Genomic DNA, 21,161 nt, shown 5'->3' on the forward strand with positions numbered 1-21,161 from the left:
CCCCTTAACCGCTGGCATGGAACACCTTGCCCAATGCTGCGGGTGCATTCAATGCGGCCCGCCCCCTGTCGGAGGAAATAATGACCAGAACGATGATCGTCACGAGATAGGGCGACATGTCGAGAAACATGACCGGAATGTTGATTTCGGCGGCCTGCAACCGCAGTTGCAGCGCCGCGATGCCGCCGAAAAGATAGGCCCCGATCAGCGCACGCCACGGCTTCCAGCTGGCGAAGACCACGATGGCCAGCGCGATCCAGCCTGCGCCCGCGGTCATCCCCTCGGTCCAGGAGGGGACGCGGACAAGGCTCAGATAGGCCCCGCCCAACCCGGCGCAGGCCCCGCCGAACAGGATCGCGCAGATGCGGATGCGGATCACCTTGTAGCCCAGCGCGTGGGCCGCGTCGTGGCTTTCGCCCACCGCGCGCAGGATCAGGCCCATGCGGGTGTGGTGCAGGGCGTACCAGACCCCCGCCACCAGCAGAATGGAGAGATAGATGACGAGGTCATGGCCGAAGAGGATTGGCCCGGCGACGGGGATATCGCGCAGCGCCTGCGGGAACAGATCGGGGGTGAGCGGCGGGTTGATGCCGGTATAGGCCTCACCCATCAACGAGGACAGACCGAGGCCGAAGAGCGTGAGCGCCAGCCCGGTGGCGACCTGATTGGACAGAAGATACTGGGTCAGAAGCGCGAAGATCAGCGACAGGCCCGCGCCCCCCACCGCGCCCGCGGCGAAGCCGAGCCAGGGCGAGCCGGTGTTGATGGCGATGATGAAGCCCGAGACCGCGCCGACGATCATCATCCCCTCGACGCCGAGGTTCAGCACACCGGATTTCTCCACCACCAGTTCGCCGATGGCGGCCAGAAGGATAGGGGTGGAGGCGCCGATCAGCGCAACGATCAGGGTGACCGGGTCGATGCCCATCATGCCGCGACCTCCCGGCCGATCCTGACCCGATAATTCGAGAGCACATCCAGCGCGAGCAGGAAGAACAGGAGCATCCCCTGAAACGCCTGGATTGCGGAGGCCGGGATGCCCAGCATCAGCTGCGCCAGTTCGCCCCCGATATAGGTCAGCGCCATCAGGAGACCCGCCAGCAGGATCCCCACCGGGTGGAGGCGTCCCAGAAACGCCACGATTATTGCGGTGAAGCCGTAGCCGACGTTGAAATCGATGCTGATCTGGCCCGCGGGGCCCGCCACCTCGAACAGCCCCGCCATCCCCGCCAGTGCGCCGGACACGCCAAGGCACAGAACGATCAGCCGGGTCGGGTTCACGCCCGCGAATTTCGCCGCGCGCGGGGCCTGACCCGCCAGTTTGATCTGATAGCCCATCAGGTGCCGGTTCAGCAGCACATAGCTGAAGATCACCGCGATGAAGGCCGCGACCACGCCCCAATGCATACCCGTGCCCGCGACCAGTTCCAGATTGTCGGTGCCCGGATGCTGGCTCAGGTTGCGGCTGCCGGGGAAGCCGCGCCCGTCGGGATTGCGCAGAAAGCCCGTGGCCGCGGAGGCGAGGATCGCCTCGGCCACATAGACCAGCAGCAGCGACACGAGGATCTCATTGGTCCGGAACCGGGTGCGCAGCACCGCCGGGATCATGGCCCAGGCCCATCCGCCGAACAGGCCGGCCAGCACCATGCCGGGGAAGATCAGCGGGTTTTCGGACGGGTAGAAGGCCAGCCCGAATGCGGCGCCGCAGATCGCACCGATGATGTACTGCCCCTCCGCGCCGATATTCCAGATGCCGGCCCGGAATCCCAGCGCAAGCCCGATCGCGATCAGGATCAGCGGCCCGGCCTTGACCAGCAGTTGCGGGCGGGAAAAGCTCGCGAAGCGCTCGTCGAACAGCGGGTCGAGGAAGATGATCCGGATCGCCTCCACCGGGTCCTGACCCAGTATCGCGAACATGATCCCGCCTGCGATCATCGTGAGGATCACCGCGATGACCGGGGTCGCCACGATCCACACCCGTGACGGCATGGGCCGTTTTTCAAGCCGGAACATGGGGCACCTCGCCATCGGCCTCATGCATGTCATGGGCACCGCCCAGCATCAGGCCGATCTCTTCCATGCTCAGCCCGCGGGCCGGACGCGGGGCGCTCAGCCGCCCTTCGTTCAGGGCGCAGAACCGGTCGGAAATCTCCAGCAACTCGTCCAGATCCTGCGAGATACAGATCACCGCCGCGCCGTTCTGCGCCAGATCGAGAAGCGCCTGACGGATATCGGCGGCGGCGCTGGCATCCACGCCCCAAGTCGGCTGGTTGACCACCAGAACGCGGGGGGCCTGCATGATCTCCCGCCCGATCACGAACTTCTGCAGATTTCCGCCCGAGAGCGCCCGGGCCGCCACATGGGCCCCCGGCGTACGCACGTCGAATTTCGCGATCACCTGCTCGGCATAGGCCTGCGCCCCGTTCCAGTTCAGAAACCCGTGGCGGTCGAGCCCCTGTCTCAGCCGCGCGGTCAGAAGCGCGTTTTCCGTCAGGCTCATATCCGGGGCTGCCGCATGTCCCAGCCGTTCTTCCGGCGCGCAGAGCAGCCCCAGCCTGCGCCGCTCGTTCGGGCCAAGCGCACCGATCTGCGCCCCCTCCAGCGCGATCGTGCCCGGCGTCGTGCGCGCCTCGCCCGAGAGCGCCGCCAAAAGCTCGTCCTGCCCGTTGCCCGCAACCCCGCCGATGCCGAGGATCTCGCCCGCCCGCAGCTCCATCCCGATATGGCGAAGCGGGGTGCCGAAGGGCGTGGCGGGCTCCAGCGAGAGGCCCGTCACCTTCAGCAGTACCGCGCCGGGCGGGGTGGCGGCGCGCGCCGGCGCGGCCAGCGATTTGCCCACCATCAATTCGGCCATATGCGCCGCCGAGACCTCGCGCGGGGTGCATTCGGCGACCACCTTGCCCAGCCGCAGGATCGTGGCCGCGTCGCACAGCGCGCGGATCTCCTCAAGCTTGTGGGAGATATAGAGAATGGCCGTGCCCTCCGCGCTCAGTTTCCGCAAGGTGTGGAACAGGATCTCCACCTCCTGCGGGGTCAGGACGCTGGTCGGTTCGTCCATGATCAGCAGTTTGGGGTCCTGCAGCAGGCAGCGGATGATCTCCACCCTCTGACGCTCTCCCGCACTCAGATCCCCCACCAGACGGTCCGGGTCGAGCGGCAGGCCATAGGTTTCGGACACCTCCCGGATCTGTTGCGCCAGATCGCGCGGTCGGGGCGGGTCCTCCATTCCCAGGGCCACGTTTTCGGCCACGTTCAGCGCCTCGAACAGGCTGAAATGCTGAAACACCATCGCCACGCCTGCCGCGCGTGCGGCGCGCGGTTCCGCGGGCGTGAAGGGCGCCCCTTCCAGCGTCATGCTGCCCGCGTCGGGCCGGACCAGCCCGTAGATCATCTTGACCAATGTGGATTTGCCCGCGCCGTTCTCGCCCAGAAGCGCATGCACCTCGCCCGGGCGGATGGCGAAGGACACCGTGTCATTCGCGACGACCCCGGGATAGGCCTTGGTCAGGCCCGCAATCTCCAGAAGCGGGGCCGTCACCGAAACGTCTTTCGGAGGGAATATGCCGGTTTTTCGTGCATCTGCCCGCCAAGTAACCGCGTGGCGACGCCCACTGCAATGGCTTGCGGGTGCTTGCCCAGCTCCGGGTCGCCAATCGGGCAGGTGATGCCCGAAATTTGTGCAGCGCTGTGGCCCAGATCCGCCAGGCGTTTCTGGAAGCGTGCCCATTTCGTGGCGCTGCCGATCAGCCCGCAGCTTTGAAACGGCTGGCAGAGCGCCCCGTGGCAGAGCGCGAAATCCATCTCATGGGAGTAGGTCATGATCAGATGATGCGCATCCGCCGCCGCGTGGCGCATCGCCAGTTGGGGCCGCGCGGCGGGCAGAACGGTGACGCCATCGGCCACGGGATCGGGAAACCGCTCCGGCCCGGTATCGACCCAGGTGATCGCGAAATCGGGCAGCGGCGCCAGCACATCGACCAGCGCCCGCCCCACATGGCCTGCCCCGTAGATCCAGACCGGCTGGCGGCGCGCGGCAAGGGGTTCGATGAACCAGTCCGACACATGAAGCGGGCGATCGACACCGCGCGCGATGGCGCGGTCCACCGCCTCGGGCCGGGAGCCGGGCGCCATCACCGGATGGGCATGGGGGAAGCTCCCGGGCAGCCTGTCGCGGGAGAAGATCTCGAAGGAGAGCACCACCGCCCCGCCGCAGCATTGCCCGAGCGCGGGGCCAAGGGCGAAGGCCTTGCCCGAATGTAGGATCTGCCGGTCGAGGTTGCTGCGCGCCATCGCGGCCGCGTCATATTCCAGCCGCCCGCCGCCGATGGTGCCCGACTGGCCGCCGCGCCAGACCAGCATCGCCGCGCCCATCTCGCGCGGGGCGGAGCCCCGGGTTTCCACCACCACGACCCGGCAAACCTCGCCATGGGCCTCCACCGCCCGCTGCAGCCCTGGCAGATCGAAGCTCACGCGCGCGCCCTTCCGACCGCGCGCAACACCTCTTCGGCGGTCGCGGGGGCGTGCAGATCGGGATAGGCGGGCCCGGAGGCCGCACAGGCGTCGCTCAGCGCCATCAGCACCGAAATGCCCAGCATCAGGGGCGGCTCCCCCACTGCCTTGGAGCGATAGATCGTCTCCTCCCAGTTCGGCCGGTCCCAAAGCGCGACATTGAAGATGTCGGGCTGGTCCGAACAGGCCGGGATCTTGTAGGTGGAGGGCGCATGGGTCCGGAGCGCGCCCCTGGCATCCCAGACAAGCTCCTCCGTCGTCAGCCAGCCCGCGCCCTGCACGAACCCGCCCTCGATCTGGCCGATATCGAGCGCCGGGTTCAGCGAGGCGCCGCAATCATGCAGGATATCGGTGCGCAGGATCCGGTTCTCGCCGGTCAGCGTGTCGATCACCACCTCGGTGCAGGCCGCGCCATAGGCGAAATAGAAGAACGGCCGCCCCTGGCCCGCGATCCTGTCCCAGTCGAGCCTGGGGGTGCTGTAGAACCCTGTGGCGCTGAGCGAGACGCGCGCCATATAGGTCATGCTCACCGCCTCCTCGAAGGTCATCTCCGCGCCGCCCGCGCGCAGCATGCCCGCCTCGAAGATCACTGCCTCGGGCTCGGCCTGCAGATGCGGGGCCGCGATCCGGGCGATCCGGGCCCGGATCTCGTCACAGGCGGCTTTCACCGCCATCCCGTTCAGATCGGTGCCGGAAGAGGCCGCCGTGGCCGAGGTGTTTGGCACCTTGCCCGTATCGGTCGCCGTGATCTTCACCCGCTCCAGCCCCACGCCGAACCGGCTTGCGGCCACCTGCGCCACCTTCTGGAACAGGCCCTGACCCATCTCGGTCCCGCCATGGTTCATGTGGATGGAGCCATCCTGATACACATGGACCAGGGCACCCGCCTGGTTCAGATGGGTCAGTGTGAAGGAGATGCCGAATTTCACCGGCGTCAGCGCGATCCCCTTCTTCAGCACCGGCTGGGTCGCGTTCCACGCCGCGACCGCCGCGCGCCGGCCCGCGTAGTCGCAGCTTTCCGACAGGGCCTCCGTCATCTCGTGCAGGATGAAATCCTCCACCTTCATCCCGTAGGGCGTGGTGTTTCCGGTGACCGCGGGCGCCGGCGAATAGGCCGCGCCGAACCGCCGCGCGCCGCCGGAGCCGCCCTCCACCCTGACCGACCCGCGCCCGGCAAGATCGGCGGTGTCGAGCGGTGCGCCGGTCTTTGCCCCGGGTATGTCGCCGGTGCCGGCGTCCGAGGAGGCGGCCTGCGCGGCGGGGTAGTAATTCACCCGCCGCACCTCCAGCGGGTCGCGCCCCAGGATATGGGCCACATGGTCCATCACGCGTTCGATGCCCACCATGCCCTGCGGCCCGCCGAACCCGCGAAAGGCGGTGGCACTCTGGGTGTTGGTCCTGAGCCGGTGGGAGGTGATCCGGGCGGCCGGCAGAAGATAGGCGTTATCCGCATGCAGCATCGCGCGATCCGCGACCGGCAGGCTCAGATCCATAGACCAGCCGCAGCGCACATATTGGGTGAAATCCACACCCGCGATCCGGCCGTCCTTTCCAAAACCGACCCGATAATCGATCCGGAAATCGTGCCGCTTGCCGGTGATCAGGAAATCGTCGTCCCGATCGTAGCGCATCTTGCAGGGCCGCCCGGTGGCACGTGCCGCCACGGCGCAGGCAATCGCGAGGTGGTTGCCCTGGCTCTCCTTCCCGCCGAAGCCGCCGCCCATGCGCCGCACCTCCACCCTGACGCCATGCATCGGCAGGCCAAGCGCATCGGCCACCTTGTGCTGGATCTCGGTCGGGTGCTGCGACGATGACTGCACGATCATGTCGCCGTCTTCCTGCGGCAGGGCCAAGGCCGCCTGTCCCTCCAGATAGAAATGCTCCTGACCGCCGATCTCGATCCTGCCATCGGCCACATGATCCGCACCCGCCAGCGCCGCCGTCACATCGCCCTTGGTGTAAACCCTTGGCCCATCTTCGAAAATCGAGCCCGCGGCCAGCGCATCCTCGATCGTCAGGATGGCCCCCGTCTCCGTGTAGGAGACCTCCGCCGCCCGGGCCGCCTTGCGCGCCGCAAGATGGCTTTCCGCCACCACCAGAAACAGGGGCTGGCCCAGATAATGCACCGCTCCGTCGCTCACCAGCGGCTCGTCGTGGTTGGAGGGGGAGCAATCCGGGATCACGTCGAAATCCGCCGCCGCCATCACCGCGACGACCCCGGGCGCGGACCTGACCGCATCCAGATCCATGGCCGTGACCGTGCCCGCCGCGACGGAGCTGATCCCGAAGGCCAGATGGAGGCAATCTGCGGGCGTCGGGATGTCGTCTACATAGCGCGCGGCGCCCGTCACATGAAGCTGCGCCGCATCGTGGGGCAGGGGTTTGTGCGCGCTCATGCCGTCACCGCCAGCACATCGGTCGCCACGCCCCGGTCCTCATGAAAGGCTCGCAGAAGCATGTTTCGCGCCGCCTGCATCCGGTAGTCGGCGGAGGCGCGCATGTCGCTCATCGGGGCGTAATCGCGCGCGAACGCCGCCATTGCCGCCCGCACCGTCTCCTCGGTCCAGGGCCTGCCGGTCAGGGCGGCCTCGACCGCGCCGGCCCGTTTCGGGGTGCCCGCCATGCCGCCAAAGGCAATCCGCGCCGAGGTCACTGTATCATCTTCTACAAGAATATTGAAGCATCCGCAGACGGCCGAGATATCCTGATCGAAGCGTTTGCTGAGCTTGTAGCATCGAAGCCGGTCGGCCTGCACGGGCAGGGAAATCGCCTCGACGAACTCCCCGGGTTGCCTGTCCTGCCTGCCATATTCGATGAAAAACGCCTCCAGCGGCATCTCGCGCCGCGCATCTCCCTTGCGCAGATGCAGCCGCGCGCCCAGCGCGATCAGCGCGGGGGGGCTGTCCCCGATGGGCGAGCCGTTGGCGATGTTGCCGCCCAGCGTGGCGGCGTTGCGTACCTGAACCGAGCCGTAGCGCCGGATCATCTCCGCAAGGCCTGGGTGCCGGTCGGCGAAGAACGCGCCAAGCTCGGTCAGGCTGGTCATCGCGCCGATGCGGATCACGAGGTCGTCCGTCGTGATGCCGCGCAGGTCGTCACACCGGTTCAGGAACGCCACCGGGGCCAGATCGCGCAACTGCTTGGTGACCCATAGCCCCACATCCGTGGCGCCCGCGATCAGCGTTGCGTCGGGATGGTCCTCATACCATTCGGCAAGTGCGTCGGCGGAACCCGGGGTGAAGGCCGCCGGTCCGTGCCCGTCGCCCGGGGCGACGTCAGATGCGGCCACGGTGTCCAGCGCCGCCGCATCGGCGCGCATCCAGTCGGGCACCGGCTCGGGCGCGGCCGCCTCGGCGGCGCGCAGGATCGGCGCATACCCCGTGCAACGGCAGAGATTGCCCGCAAGCTGATCGTCGAAATCCCTGCGCCCGTTCAGATGCGCCACGGCCATGGAGACGACGAAGCCCGGCGTGCAGAATCCGCACTGGCTGCCATGATGGTCGATCATCGCGCGCTGAACCGGGTGCAACTGCCCCTCCGGCCCGGCGAGCCCTTCGACCGTGCGCACCGCGCGGCCCTGCACCTGCGGCAGGAACAGAATGCAGGCGTTCAGCGTCCGCACCCCGTCCGCATCGGTCACCATCACGGTGCAGGCGCCGCAATCGCCTTCGTTGCAGCCTTCTTTCGTGCCGGTCAGCCCGCGCTCCTCGCGCAGCCAATCCAGCAGCGTAGTCGTCGGAGATGCCTCGACCTCCACAGGTTCCCCATTCAGAAGAAACCGGATGTTCATGAGATTTGCCCGCCGCGTTACCGTACCTACGGGTGGTCTCCGGCCTTCGATGCGGCGTAGAAGGCGGCCCGTTTCCCTGTTCGACCGTCAGCCAGCAAAGCGGGGAACGCGGCATATTGCAAGCGTTCCCTGCCTCGGGCCTGCTCGCCATTGCGGCAGTTGCCCGTTTTTCGGGCGGCTAGCTCAGCCCGCTGGCCAGCTCGTCAAGCTGGGCAAGGGTCGTCGCCCATCCATCGGCAAAGCCCATGTCCTCATGGCGGCGCCGCGCCTCGGCGGAGTTGTGCATCACATGGGCGCGGTACAGCGTGCCGCCCTTTTGCGGGGTCAGCGTGATATCGGCTGTCATGAAGGGTATTTCGTGGCCGGGACGGAAACCGGCGCGGACGGCATCGCCATAGACCAGCCGCCGATAGGGCTCGGCAAGGAAGAAACAGCCCTCGCTCGGCATCAGCGTGCCATCGGGAAGCTTCATGACCACGAAGGCCCGCCCGCCGCTGCGCAGGTCATTCTCCACCTCGGTCACCTCGACACCTGGCGGGGTGAACCATTGCCTGAACAGATCGGGTTCGCCCCAGCAGCGCCAGATCACCTCAGGTGCCGCACGGACCAGCCGTTCGATCTCCAGATCGGCATCTGCATCGAAATCAGGCATCTTCGACCTCCATCGCGATTTCCGTCATCTTAGCGATCATGTCCGCGGTCCCGGCCTGCCGCGTTTCACGCCGGTCTCCGCCATCCAGAAACACCGCCTGTTCGGTATAGATCACCCGGCTGCCAGGCCCATGCGCGTGGATGCAGACCGTTGCGAGAGAGGCCGACAAAAGCGTCTCCGCCGTTGCCATCGTATAGCTGTAGACCAGGCGCCCGGGCGCGCGCATCTGGATATAGCGCGCCTCGAAATCGAAACCGCCGATCTCGTCATGGAGGAACCGGCCACGTTCCACACCGCCCACGCGCAGATCGGCCTCGTAGCCTTCCGTGTGCCATCCGTTCGACGCGTCCGCGGCGAACCAGCGGCGCTTCAGGTCAGGCTCGGCCCATGTGCGATAGACTGTCTCGGGGCGGGCGGCGATCTCCCGTGTCACATCGAATGTCTGAAAATCGGTACTCATTCCATCTCCTTTCGCTCCAGCTCTTCGGCCAGCGCGGCCATCCGGTCGATGCGGCCCTCCCAAAGCTGCTTTTGCTGCGCAATCCAGGCGTCGGCCACGGCGAAGGCTTCGGGGTGGAGCGTGCAGACCCGCACCCGCCCGGACTTGCGCGACCGGACGAGGCCCGAGCGTTCCAGCATATCGAGATGTTTCAGAAAGCTCGGAAGTGCCATGTCGTGGGGTCCGGCCAGTTCCTTGACTGGCGCGGGCCCCCGGCCGAGGCGCGCGATGACGGCGCGGCGGGTCGGATCGGCGAGCGCCTGAAAGAGGGTGTCAAGACCCGGTGTGATTCGATTAGCCATATGGCTAACTATCATGAGGGCTCGTGAAAGCAAAGCCAAAAGGCTAAGTTTTAGACTTTGCGATTATCCCCAATATCCGGTGGCGTTCCTGTGGCGCGCCCCATCATCCTGCGGTAGCTTTGCCCGCATGAGCAGTGATCCGCGATTCATCCATCTCCGCCTCCACACCGAATATTCGCTCCTCGAAGGGGCGATGCGGGTCAAGAAACTGCCCGGTCTTGTGGCCGATGCGGGCATGCCCGCCGTGGCCGTGACCGACACCAACAACATGTTCTGCGCGCTGGAGTTTTCCGAAACCGCCGCCAAGGCCGGTGTCCAGCCGATCCTGGGTTGCCAGATAGATGTCGAATATGAAACCGCAGCGCCGGGGGAGCGTGCGCGCCCCGCCGCGCCGCTGGTCCTGCTGGCCCAGAATGCCGAAGGCTACGCCAATCTGATGAAGCTCAACTCCGCGCTCTATCTGCGCGGTGACGGGACGCTGCCGCATGTCAAGATGGCCGAATTGGCCCGGCATGGCGCGGGCCTGATCTGTCTCACGGGCGGACCCGAAGGCCCGCTTGGTCGGCTCTTGCAGGATGGCCAGAAATCCCGTGCCGCCGCGGTTCTCTCGGCGCTCCGGCAGATCTATGCCGACCGGCTCTATATCGAGCTGCAACGCCATCCCCGCGACGATGCCAGCCCGCCCGAAGCCGAGCGGCTGACGGAACAATGGTTCGTCGAAACCGCCTATGGCGAAGGACTGCCGCTGGTGGCAACCAATGATGTCTATTTCCCCAAGGCCGATATGTACGAGGCCCATGACGCGCTGATCTGCATCGCGCAGGGCGCCTATGTCGACCAGCAGGAGCCGCGCCGCCGTCTGTCGCCGCAGCATTACTTCAAGACCCCCGCCGAGATGGCGGCGCTTTTCGCGGACCTTCCCGAAGCACTTGAAAACACAGTGGAAATCGCGCGACGTTGTGCCTTTCGGGCGCGTACCCACGACCCGATCCTGCCGCGCTTCGCCGAGAACGAGGTGGAGGAGCTGCGCCGCCAGGCCCGTGAGGGTCTGAAAGCCCGGCTGGAGATCATCGAGCCCGCCGTGCCCCTGGAGGATTACGACAAACGCCTCGAATTCGAGCTGGGCATCATCGAGGGCATGGGTTTCCCCGGCTATTTCCTGATCGTGGCCGATTTCATCAAATGGGCCAAGGATCACGACATTCCCGTGGGGCCGGGCCGCGGTTCCGGCGCGGGCAGCCTTGTGGCCTATGCGCTGACGATTACCGATCTGGACCCGCTCCGCTATTCGCTGCTGTTCGAGCGGTTCCTGAACCCCGAACGGGTGTCGATGCCGGATTTCGACATCGATTTCTGCATGGACCGGCGCGAGGAGGTGATCCGCTACGTTCAGGACCGTTATGGGCGCGACAGGGTGGGCCAGATCATCACCTTCGGCGCACTGCTGTCCAAGGCGGCCATTCGCGATGTGGGCCGGGTGCTGCAAATGCCCTTCATGCAGGTCGACCGCCTCTCCAAGATGATCCCGGTCGAAGGGGTCAAACCCGTCTCGATCGAAAAGGCGCTGGCCGACGAGCCGCGCCTGCGCGAGATGGCCAAGGAGGAGGAGGTCGTCGAGCGGCTACTGACCTATGGCCAGCAGGTCGAGGGCCTGTTGCGCAATGCTTCCACCCATGCAGCCGGCGTGGTGATTGGCGACCGGCCGCTCGACGAGCTTGTCCCGCTTTATCAGGATCCGCGCTCGGACATGCCCGCCACCCAATTCAACATGAAATGGGTGGAGCCCGCCGGGCTGGTGAAATTCGACTTTCTGGGCCTGAAGACGCTGACGGTGGTGCAGAACGCCATAGATCTTCTAAAAGAAAAGGGGATCATGATCGACCCTGGCCTGATCCCGCTGGACGATGCGAAAACCTACGATCTCTACGCCTCCGCCAAGACGGTCGCGGTGTTCCAGGTGGAAAGCTCGGGCATGATGGACGCGCTCCGGCGCATGAAACCGGACTGCATCGAGGATATCATCGCGCTGGTCGCGCTCTACCGGCCCGGCCCGATGGAGAACATCCCGAAGTTCTGCGAGGTGAAGAACGGGATTTCGGAACGCGAGCTTCTGCATCCGACCATCGACCATATCCTCGACGAGACCCAGGGCATCATCGTCTATCAGGAACAGGTGATGCAGATCGCGCAGGAGATGGCGGGTTACAGCCTTGGCGGCGCCGATCTGCTGCGCCGCGCGATGGGCAAGAAGATCCAGGAGGCGATGGATGCCGAGCGCCCGAAATTTCTCAAAGGGGCCGCGGAAAACGGCGTTGACGAAAAGAAGGCGATCGAGGTCTGGAACCTGCTCGACAAGTTCGCCAATTACGGCTTCAACAAATCCCACGCCGCCGCCTATGCGGTCGTCAGCTACCAGACCGCCTGGCTGAAGGCCAATCACCCGGTCGAATTCATGGCCGCGGTGATGAATTGCGACATCCACCTGACGGACAAGCTTGGCATCTACAAGCAAGAGGTCGACCGGCTGGAGATCAAGACGATCCCGCCATGTGTCAACCGCTCTTCGGCAAGGTTCAGCGTGAGGGACGGCAAGGTGGTCTATGCCCTTGGCGGGCTCAAGAATGTTGGCGTCGAGGCTATGAAACTTATAGAAGAGGCGCGCGGAGACACCCCCTTCGCCACGCTCTTCGACCTTGCCCGACGGGCCGATCTCAAGCGCGTGGGCAAACGCTCCCTCGAAATGCTCGCCCGCGCCGGCGCCTTCGATGAGCTTGACCGCAACCGCGCCCGCGTTTTCGACAGCCTGGATGCTCTCACCGCCTATTCCGCCGCGATCCACGATCAACGCGCCTCCGATCAGGTCTCGCTTTTCGGCGAGGCGGGCGATGACCTGCCCGAGCCGCGCCTGCCCGATCGCGACGACTGGCTTCCCAATGAACGGCTGGCCAATGAACACATGGCGATCGGTTTCTATCTCTCCGGCCATCCGCTCGACGATTACATGCCGGCCCTGAAACGCAAAGGCTGCAAGACCCTCGCGGAAGTGGAGGCGCGGGTGCAGGGCGGGGCCTTCGTCGCCAAAATGGCGGGCGCCGTGTCTTCCCGGCAGGAACGCAAGAGCCAGCGCGGCAATCGCTTCGCCTTCGTGCAATTGTCCGACCCGACGGGGCTTTACGAGGTCACCATGTTCTCCGACGTGCTGGAGACATCACGGGAGCATTTGGATACCGGCGCAAATGTCGTGCTGCAGGTCGAAGCCACGCTTGAGGGTGACAGCCTGAAGCTGCTGGCCCGCGGCGTTCAGCCCATCGACGACAACATCGCCGGCGAGATCGGCCGGGGTTTGCGGGTTTTTGTAGAAGAATCCGAGGCGATTTCCACTGTGGCGGGCCTTCTGGACCGCGCAAGATCGGAGTCCAGACTGAAAGGCCGCGGACCGGTCCACCTCTGCCTCATGCACCCGGATCTGCCGGGAGAGGTGGAGGTGCTTCTGGGCGAGGACTTCCCGGTCAACCCGCAGATCAAGGGCGCATTGAAGAGCCTTGGCGGAGTGATGACGGTGGAGGAGGCGTGATATCGGTTGAAGACTGTCGCAGGTCTCTGTCGACGACCACCACTTCGCGACGCCCGCCAGGCGCGAGGATCAGGCCAGTCGGAAAGCGGAGTCCGCGAAAAATAAGCCAATCACTCCGGCCAGCCCTCTCATGACGGTCCCGGCCGGGGCTGCACCGGTTCCAGCCGCGCCTCCGTCGGCTTGATCGGCCATGCTGACGATATCCGTCGTCACGGGTCCGGAAAGGCCCGTCGTCGGGAGTGGCGGGAGAAACAGGTTTTCGTCATGTGCCGCCCGGGCTTCCATTTTTTCCAAGCGTGAATACCGGGGCGCAGGATATCGGGGCTACGCCCGCTCGCAGGCGAAACGCTCCACCGGGCCGTTTCCGGGGAGCCTGCTCTCACCAATGCGGCGGCTTCGCATCCGCCAGCGGCACGGTCCCGCCGCTGTCCATCTCCCGCTCCGCCTCGCGCATCATCAGCATCTCGACCCGCCGGGTCAGGGTGGCGATCTCCGCGTCCTGTCGGGCGACGACCTCGGACAGCTCTTCCACCGTCCTGATCAGATGCGCCATCCGCTCTTCCAGCTTGGTCCGATCCGCCATCTTCGCCTCCTTGCGATCCGCCGCCGCGTATATACCGGTTCTATACCGGAGATATACCGCATCTATATGCCCGCTTTCAGCGCCGCCTTGCCCCTGTCGCCCCCCTCGGCTACACGTCCCGCGACCTTTCAGACCCGGACGCGAGTTCCATGGCCAAAGTGAAGAAACAGCCCCGCCCCAAGGCCGAAACGCCCAAGGGCTTCCGCGATTACTTCGGCGCCGAAGTGACCGAGCGAGAGCAGATGTTGCGGGTGATCGGCGAGGTCTACCATAGATATGGGTTCGATCCGCTGGAAACCTCCGCCGTGGAGACGGTCGAGGCTCTGGGCAAGTTCCTCCCCGATGTGGATCGCCCCAACGCGGGCGTCTTCGCCTGGCAGGAGGAGGAGGGCGATTGGCTGGCGCTTCGCTATGACATGACAGCCCCTCTTGCCCGCGTCGCGGCCCAGTTCCGCAACGATCTGCCAAGTCCTTATCGACGCTTCACCATGGGCCCCGTCTGGCGCAACGAGAAGCCTGGGCCGGGGAGATTTCGGCAGTTTTATCAATGTGATGCGGATACCGTCGGCTCGGCGTCAATGGCCGCGGACGCGGAGATCTGCGCGATGCTGGCGGACACGTTGGAGGCCGTGGGCATCCCGCGCGGCGACTACATCGTGCGGGTCAACAACCGCAAGGTCCTGAACGGTGTGATGGAGGTCGCGGGGCTTGCCGGGGCCGACAAGGAGGCCGAGCGCGGCATCGTCCTGCGCGCCATCGACAAGCTGGACCGTCTTGGTGAGGACGGGGTCCGCGCGCTTTTGGGCGCGGGCCGGGAGGATGCCTCCGGCGACTTCACCAAAGGGGCCGGGCTGGCCGATGTGCAGGCCGATATCGTCATGGGCTTCATGGCCGCCAAGCGGGACACGGGCCCGGCCACCATCGCCCGGCTGAGCGCGCTTGTCGCCGGCTCGCAGATCGGCGCGCAGGGCGTGCAAGAGCTTGAAACCATTTCCGAAATCCTGGCCGCGCAAGGCTACGGCCCGGACCGGATCGAGATCGATCCAAGCGTGGTTCGGGGGCTGGGCTACTATACCGGCCCGGTCTACGAGGCCGAGCTGACATTCGAGATCACGGATGAGAAAGGACGCCCGCGGCAGTTCGGGTCCGTCGCCGGCGGCGGCCGCTATGACGATCTGGTCAAGCGTTTCACCGGCCAGGACGTCCCTGCCACAGGCATCTCCATCGGTGTCGACCGGCTGCTGGCGGCGCTCCGCGCGACGGGCCGGATCGGCGGCAAAGCCAGCGGTCCGGTGATCGTCACGGTGATGGACCGCGAGCGGATGGGCGATTATCAGGCGATGGCTGCGGCGCTCCGGCAGGCGGGCATTCGTGCGGAGGTCTATCTGGGCAATCCGAAGAATTTTGGTAACCAGTTGAAATACGCCGATAAACGCGAAAGCCCCGTCGCGGTCATCCAGGGTTCGGACGAGGCCGCACGCGGTGTTGTCCAGATCAAGGATCTGGTTCTGGGCGCGGAGCTTGCGGAAAGCGTCAGCCATGAGGAATGGAAGTCCCAGCCCGCGCAGCGGGAGGTGCCGGTGAGCGATCTGGTAACCGAGATCCGCGCCATTCTGGACCGGCAGGGGTGAGCGACAAGGCCGCCATACGGGCCGAAGCCGCGCGGCTTCAGGCTTTTTTCTCGGCGTCCGGCGCCGTGCCGGTGGAGGCCGATCTACTGCAATCCGCCGAGACCCTGCTGGATCTCTATGGCGAGGATATCCGGGCGCGCGCCTATACCACCCACGATCCGGACCGGGGCGAACTGATGCTGCGCCCCGATTTCACCGTGCCCGTGGTGCAGATGCATATGGCCAATGGCGCGGAACCCGCCCGATACACCTATCTGGGCGAGGTGTTCCGCAAGCAACAGGCCGACAGCAGGCGCGCGAGCGAGTATCTTCAGGTGGGATACGAGGTGTTCGACCGGGCCAATCCCGCCGCCGCCGATGCGGAAGTGTTCGCTTTGTTTTCGGAGGTGTTGTCACCGCTCGGTCTGGCGCCGGTCACCGGGGATATCGGTATCCTTCTGGCCGCGGTCGACAGTCTTTCGACCACCGAGCGGCGCAAACGCGCGCTGCGCCGGCATATCTGGCGCCCGCGCCGGTTCAGGGTTCTGCTGGACCGGTTCACCGGCCGCAAACCCGCGCCGTTGGGCCGGGCGGCCCTGCTGGAGCGTGCCGAAACCGGGTTGGAGGCGCTGATCGCGTCGGGCGGGCCGATGATCGGCCTGCGCGGACCGGACGAGATTGAAAGGCGGATCCGCCATCTTCAGGAGGATGCCGCCGCCGAGCCCATCGGCACGGCCGAGGCGGAGGTGCTGGATGTCATCCTGTCGCTGCGCGAAACGCTGAACAATGCCCATGAGCAATTGCGCGACATTGCCGTGGACCTGCCGGGCATGTCCCACGCGGTCGCGCGCATGGCGCGCCGGATGGACGCGCTGGATCAGGCAGGCGTGGATGTGGCGGGCCTGCCGTTCGAGGCGAGCTACGGTCGCACGAATATGGAGTACTACGACGGTTTCGTGTTCGGATTTCTGGCCGAGGGGCAGCCCCGGCTGCCACCCGTGGCCACCGGCGGGCGCTACGACGCGCTGTGCCGGATGCTGGGCGGCGGGCGGGAAATCCCGGCCGTGGGCGGCGTGATCCGGCCCGAACTGGTGCATGCGCTGCACAACGATCTGGCGGAGGGCGGATCATGAGCCTGAAGCTTGCGGTTCCGTCCAAGGGCCGTTTGATGGAGAAGACCTTCGACTGGTTCGCGGCCCGCGGCATCGGGATGCGGCGCAGCGGCTCGGACCGGGAATACGCCGCCGATGTGGATGGGGCGGATCTTGAGCTTCTGCTGCTCAGCGCCTCGGAGATCCCCCGCGAATTGCAGGCCGGGCGCATTCATCTGGGCGTCACCGGCAGCGATCTGGTGCGCGAACGAATCCCTGGCTGGGAGCAGGTCGTGCGGGAGTTGGAGCCGATGGGCTTCGGCTTTGCCGATCTGGTGATTGCCGTGCCCCGGATCTGGATCGATGTGGACACGCTGGACGATCTTGATGCGGCCGCCGCCGATTTCCGCGCCGCCCATGGGTTCCGGCTGCGGATCGCCACGAAGTATCACCGGCTGGTCCGGGAGTTCCTGCGGGATGCGGGCGTCGCCGATTATCAACTGGTCGACAGCCAGGGCGCGACCGAAGGAACGGTGAAGCACCTTACCGCCGAGGCGATTGCCGATATCACCTCGAGCGGGGATACGTTGCGCGCCAATCATCTCAAGGTACTGGAAGACGGGTTGGTTCACCGCAGCCAGGCTATCCTGTTCAAGTCCCGCAAAGCCGACTGGCAGCCCGCCGACCGGGCCGCGCTGAAGAACGTTCTGGCGAAGATCGGCGGCTGAGCGGGGGCCGCCGTGCTGGCCGAAACTGGGCAGAGACTTGGCAGGGGGCTGGTCGCGGGGCTCAAGGGGGCGGTTGCAGGGCGGCCCGGGCGGCGACGCCGCGCATCGCAACGTCGAGTTCATGGGTCGCCGTCGCCGCCATAGAGCGAAAGATCAGGATGGTGAAGCCCTGCGCGCCGGTGCGGATGATCAGCGCCGTCATATGGCCAAGCAGGCTGCGCGCCGCATGGCCGCGCTTGAAACTGTCGCGGCTCAGACTGATCGGGGTAAGCCGGGCCAGTACCTCCGCGGCGTCCTCGCCCTCCAAATGCAACACGGCCCAGGCATCGGTCTGGTCCACCAGGGCGGCGTGGTCTGCCAGATCCGCCTGCGCGGGGTCACCGATCAGAAACGCCTGATCGAGCCCGGACCAGCAGACCCGCGTGCCGCCCTTGGCGCTGCTGCGGTTGGGCCCTGGGAAGGCCACGCCGTGGGCGGCCTTCAACGCGACCGACAGCGCGCGCGGCTTGCCGGCAAAGGGCATGAGCGCGGTAATGGCCGCCGGGGTTTCCTCCGTCAGGGTGACGGTGCCGATCCTGATCGGCAGCAGCCCGGACGCCGCGGATTTTGCGATCAGCCTAGCCACGGACGCGTGCTCCCTCGGCGTCGAAAAATACCGGATCGCAGACTTCGCAGAGCGTTTCGACGCCGCGCAGATGATCCACATGTTTCACGGTTTCGCCATGGCGGGCACGACCGTTTTTCAGAAAGCCGAGCCCCAGATAGGTGCCAAGTGTGGGCGAGAAGCAGACCGAGGTGACATAGCCCAGATCGTTCACGCGCACCGGTTCCGCATCGGGTTCGAACAGATGCGCGCCTGAGGTCAGTTGTTTCACCGTACCCACCGGTTTCAGGCCCACCAGTTGCTCCCTTTCCGGGCCGGTCAGCCCGGCGCGCATGGCCGCGGTCTTTCCGATGCAGTCCTTTCCCGGCGATATCATCCGCTCCATCCCGATATCGAAGGCGGTGACCCGGCCATGGATCTCCGCATGGGTGATGAAGCCCTTTTCGATGCGCAGGACATTCAGCGCCTCCATCCCGTAGGGGCCGCCGCCGAGGGTTTCCGCACGGGCCACCAGATCGCGGAAGAGCGCATCGCCATAGCGGGCGGGCACGGCGATTTCATAGGCGTGTTCCCCGGAAAAGGAGATGCGGAAGAGCCGGCCCGCGACCCCATGCACCGAAACCGGGCCGCAGGCCATGAATGGCCAGCTTTCCCCGTCGATCGGGGTGTCGAGCAGGCTGTTCAGCAGATCGCGCGATCGCGGCCCCGCAATCGCGAATTGCGCCCAGTGTTCGGTGACGGAGATGAACCGGACATCCAGATCGGGGCGGAGCGCCTGATGCACGAAATCCAGATGGGTCATCACCTGACCCGCGGCGGCGGTGGTCGTCGTCATCACGAAATGTGTGTCGGAAAGCCGGGCGGTCGTGCCGTCATCCATCACATGGCCATCTTCGCGCAGCATCAGCCCATAGCGGACGCGCCCGGGTTTGAGGGTGGAAAACGTGTTGGTGTAGACGAAATCGAGAAAGGCCGCCGCATCCGGGCCCTGAATGTCGATCTTGCCAAGGGTGGAGACATCGCAGATGCCGACTGCGTCGCGCACCATTGCGACCTCGCGATCGCAGGATTGCCGCCAGGTGGTTTCGCCTCGGGCCGGGAAATAGCCGGGCCTGTACCAGAGCTCCGCCTCGATCATCGGGGCTTCGCGCGCAACGGTGGCCGCGTGCGATGTGGTGAACCGTTCCGGCGCGAAGCCCTTGCCCCCGGCGCCCGCCGCCATCGCACTGATCGAGACGGGCACGTAAGGCGGGCGGTAGGTGGTGGTGCCGGTTTCGGCAATGCCGCGCCCGGTGGTATCCGCCAGAAGTGCCAATGCGGCAATGTTGGAGTTCTTGCCCTGATCGGGGGCCATGCCTTGTGTCGTATAGCGTTTCATATGCTCCACCGAGCGGAAGTTTTCCCGCGCCGCGAGCCGGATATCCTTGGTGGTCACGTCATTGGCGAAGTCCAGCCATGCGCGGCCCTTACCTTCCACATACCACAGCGCCTGCACCGCGCCGGTCTGGTCGCTGGCGGCGGGCACCGCGACCCTGGGTGCGGATTTTCCGAGCGCCTTGAGCGCCGTTTTCGCCGCCTCGACCCCGGAGGCCAGGCAGGCATGGGTGGCGTAGATCCCGGCGCAGGCCCCGGCGGGGGTCAGTCCCGGCACCGCGCCGGGGGCGGGGACAAAACCCTTGATCCTGTCATCCCATACCGGGCGGGCGTTCATGTGGCAGGTCAGATGGACCGAAGGGTTCCAGCCGCCCGACATGGCAAGGCAGTCGGTCAGGATCGTGTCTTGCATCCCCTTGTGGCGCACGGTGATTTCGCGCAGCGCCCGGCGGCCCTTGCTGTGGATCACCTGCGCCCCCGCCAGCAGCCGGTAATCGCCCTGCGCCGTCGCATCGGCGCGGCTGTCGATCACGGCGGCAACCCGGATGCCGGCCTCGATCAGGTCAAGCGCCGTGCGATGCGCGTCGTCGTTGCAGGCAAACAGGGTGATATCTCGCCCGGGCGCGACGCCATAGCGGTTCAGATAGGTCCGGACCGCCCCGGCCAGCATGATGCCCGGGCGATCATTCATCGGGAAGGCCAGCGGGCGTTCCAGCGCGCCCGCCGCCAGCACTGCCTGTCTGGCATGGATCCGCCAGAAGCATTCCAGCGGCAGATCCGGTGTCTCGGGCCGGTGCTGGCCGACCCGCTCCAGCGCGCCATAGGTGCCGCCATCATAGGCACCTGTGATCGTTGTGCGGGCCATGATGCGGACATTGCCGGTGTCGCGCAGCAGATCCAGCATATCAGCGACCCATTGCATGGCGGGCCTGCCGTCGATCTCTTCGGTTTCAGACAGGAGCCGCCCGCCCAATCGCGCGTTTTCGTCGGCCAGGATAACGTCGGCCCCGGCCCGCGCTGCGGTGAGCGCCGCCATGAGTCCGGTCGGCCCCGCACCGATCACCAGAAGGTCGCAATGCGCGAAGGCTTTCTCGTATCGGCCCGGATCGGGCTGGCCGGACAACGCACCCAGACCCGCCGCGCGGCGGATGACCGGCTCGTAGAGCTTTTCCCAGAAGGCGCGCGGCCACATGAAGGTCTTGTAGTAAAAGCCGGCGCTGAGGGCCCCCGGGAACAGATCGTTGATCGACAGAAGATCCCTGTGAAGCGGGCCGACGCGGTTCTGGCTGCGCGCTTCAAGCCCCTGGTAGATCTCCTGCATGGTTGCGCGCACATTCGGTGTTCGGGCCGCGCCCGTGCCGATCTCCATCAGGGCATTGGGCTCTTCGGATCCGGCGGTCAGCACGCCTCGGGGGCGGTGATACTTGAACGAGCGGCCCATGAGCCTGACGCCGTTTGCCAGAAGGGCGGAGGCGACCGTGTCGCCCTCGAACCCGCCATAGCTCACGCCGTCGAACCGGAACCGAACCGGGCGCGCGCGGTCGATCAGCCCCTTGCCCTCAATCCGCATGATCGCCTCCGGTCACGTCGCGGACCAGGTCCACCTTGAGCACCTCATGAGTGACGGTATTCCGCCTGACCCGCAGCCAGGCGGCACAGCCCGCGCCGTGATACCAAAGCTCTGCGGTCTCTCCGGCCGGATTGTCCCGCAGATGGAGGTAGTCGTCCCATGCGGCCTCTCCCGCGTCGGGCGCGGGGCGGTCGAGATAGGTTTCGTGGCCCCGGATACTGAATTCGCGGCTGTCGCGATCCCCGCACAGGGGGCAAGTGATACGCATCTGCTTT

General features: G+C 66.0%; 17 protein-coding genes. 4 read left to right on the forward strand and 13 right to left on the reverse strand.

The genetic code is table 11. The annotated features are described in order from the left end of the window. Nucleotides 1-4: 4 nt before the first annotated feature. The 9 genes from D9R08_RS02650 to D9R08_RS02690 form a co-directional block, all read right to left on the reverse strand. Nucleotides 5-928 carry an ABC transporter permease gene (locus tag D9R08_RS02650; RefSeq protein ID WP_121896812.1) on the reverse strand — a complete coding sequence of 308 codons (924 nt, stop codon included), beginning with the start codon at nucleotides 926-928 and terminating at the stop codon, nucleotides 5-7. Then, entirely contained in the window at nucleotides 928-2,013 is a 1,086-nt protein-coding gene (locus D9R08_RS02655; RefSeq protein ID WP_121896432.1) for an ABC transporter permease, read from the reverse strand. Before D9R08_RS02655 ends, D9R08_RS02650 begins: the two co-directional genes overlap by 1 nt. After that, nucleotides 2,000-3,538 carry an ABC transporter ATP-binding protein gene (locus D9R08_RS02660; RefSeq protein WP_121896433.1) on the reverse strand — a complete coding sequence of 513 codons (1,539 nt, stop codon included), beginning with the start codon at nucleotides 3,536-3,538 and terminating at the stop codon, nucleotides 2,000-2,002. Before D9R08_RS02660 ends, D9R08_RS02655 begins: the two co-directional genes overlap by 14 nt. Beyond that, entirely contained in the window at nucleotides 3,535-4,470 is a 936-nt protein-coding gene (xdhC, locus tag D9R08_RS02665; protein WP_121896434.1) for a xanthine dehydrogenase accessory protein XdhC, read from the reverse strand. The genes D9R08_RS02660 and xdhC overlap by 4 nt, the downstream gene beginning before the upstream one ends. Next, nucleotides 4,467-6,905: a xanthine dehydrogenase molybdopterin binding subunit gene (gene xdhB / locus D9R08_RS02670; RefSeq protein WP_121896435.1), complete on the reverse strand. Its 2,439-nt coding sequence runs from the start codon at nucleotides 6,903-6,905 to the stop codon at nucleotides 4,467-4,469. Before xdhB ends, xdhC begins: the two co-directional genes overlap by 4 nt. Further along, nucleotides 6,902-8,299 (reverse strand): xanthine dehydrogenase small subunit, encoded by a 1,398-nt coding sequence (gene xdhA, locus D9R08_RS02675; protein ID WP_121896436.1) that lies wholly within the window; start codon nucleotides 8,297-8,299, stop codon nucleotides 6,902-6,904. The genes xdhB and xdhA overlap by 4 nt, the downstream gene beginning before the upstream one ends. A 178-nt stretch (nucleotides 8,300-8,477) precedes the next feature. Continuing rightward, on the reverse strand, nucleotides 8,478-8,951 hold the full coding sequence (locus D9R08_RS02680; RefSeq protein WP_121896437.1) for an SRPBCC domain-containing protein: 474 nt from the start codon (nucleotides 8,949-8,951) through the stop codon (nucleotides 8,478-8,480). Next, nucleotides 8,944-9,411: an SRPBCC domain-containing protein gene (locus D9R08_RS02685; RefSeq protein WP_121896438.1), complete on the reverse strand. Its 468-nt coding sequence runs from the start codon at nucleotides 9,409-9,411 to the stop codon at nucleotides 8,944-8,946. Before D9R08_RS02685 ends, D9R08_RS02680 begins: the two co-directional genes overlap by 8 nt. Continuing rightward, a complete protein-coding gene (locus D9R08_RS02690; RefSeq protein ID WP_199709215.1) occupies nucleotides 9,408-9,752 on the reverse strand; it encodes an ArsR/SmtB family transcription factor in 345 nt (114 codons plus the stop codon). The genes D9R08_RS02685 and D9R08_RS02690 overlap by 4 nt, the downstream gene beginning before the upstream one ends. Before the next feature lie 127 nt (nucleotides 9,753-9,879). On the opposite strand from D9R08_RS02690, the gene dnaE reads away from it, so the two are divergent. Then, nucleotides 9,880-13,326, forward strand: a complete 3,447-nt coding sequence (dnaE, locus tag D9R08_RS02695) for a DNA polymerase III subunit alpha (protein ID WP_121896440.1) — start codon at nucleotides 9,880-9,882, stop codon at nucleotides 13,324-13,326. A 379-nt stretch (nucleotides 13,327-13,705) separates the two neighbouring features. On the opposite strand, the gene D9R08_RS02705 is transcribed toward dnaE, so the two are convergent. After that, nucleotides 13,706-13,909 (reverse strand): SlyX family protein, encoded by a 204-nt coding sequence (locus tag D9R08_RS02705; RefSeq protein ID WP_121896442.1) that lies wholly within the window; start codon nucleotides 13,907-13,909, stop codon nucleotides 13,706-13,708. A gap of 149 nt (nucleotides 13,910-14,058) precedes the next feature. Between D9R08_RS02705 and hisS the strand changes: the two genes are divergently transcribed. From hisS to hisG, 3 genes are read left to right on the forward strand one after another with little or no spacing between them, the layout of a single operon-like run. Beyond that, nucleotides 14,059-15,540 (forward strand): histidine--tRNA ligase, encoded by a 1,482-nt coding sequence (hisS, locus tag D9R08_RS02710; protein WP_121896443.1) that lies wholly within the window; start codon nucleotides 14,059-14,061, stop codon nucleotides 15,538-15,540. After that, nucleotides 15,537-16,652, forward strand: coding sequence for an ATP phosphoribosyltransferase regulatory subunit (locus D9R08_RS02715; RefSeq protein ID WP_121896444.1), 1,116 nt, complete (start codon nucleotides 15,537-15,539; stop codon nucleotides 16,650-16,652). The genes hisS and D9R08_RS02715 overlap by 4 nt, the downstream gene beginning before the upstream one ends. Further along, on the forward strand, nucleotides 16,649-17,338 hold the full coding sequence (hisG, locus tag D9R08_RS02720) for an ATP phosphoribosyltransferase (protein WP_121896445.1): 690 nt from the start codon (nucleotides 16,649-16,651) through the stop codon (nucleotides 17,336-17,338). Before D9R08_RS02715 ends, hisG begins: the two co-directional genes overlap by 4 nt. Before the next feature lie 61 nt (nucleotides 17,339-17,399). Here hisG and D9R08_RS02725 read toward each other — a convergent pair whose 3' ends face one another. Genes D9R08_RS02725 through D9R08_RS02735 form a run of 3 tightly spaced genes read right to left on the reverse strand, consistent with a single transcriptional unit; the run spans nucleotide 17,400 to nucleotide 21,154 of the window. Then, entirely contained in the window at nucleotides 17,400-17,963 is a 564-nt protein-coding gene (locus D9R08_RS02725; RefSeq protein ID WP_233557177.1) for a sarcosine oxidase subunit gamma, read from the reverse strand. Further along, a complete protein-coding gene (locus tag D9R08_RS02730) occupies nucleotides 17,956-20,886 on the reverse strand; it encodes a sarcosine oxidase subunit alpha family protein (protein WP_121896447.1) in 2,931 nt (976 codons plus the stop codon). Before D9R08_RS02730 ends, D9R08_RS02725 begins: the two co-directional genes overlap by 8 nt. Then, nucleotides 20,876-21,154, reverse strand: coding sequence for a sarcosine oxidase subunit delta (locus tag D9R08_RS02735; RefSeq protein WP_121896448.1), 279 nt, complete (start codon nucleotides 21,152-21,154; stop codon nucleotides 20,876-20,878). The genes D9R08_RS02730 and D9R08_RS02735 overlap by 11 nt, the downstream gene beginning before the upstream one ends. Nucleotides 21,155-21,161 lie beyond the last annotated feature (7 nt).

Source organism: Rhodophyticola porphyridii, assembly GCF_003688285.1.
Classification (GTDB): domain Bacteria; phylum Pseudomonadota; class Alphaproteobacteria; order Rhodobacterales; family Rhodobacteraceae; genus Rhodophyticola; species Rhodophyticola porphyridii.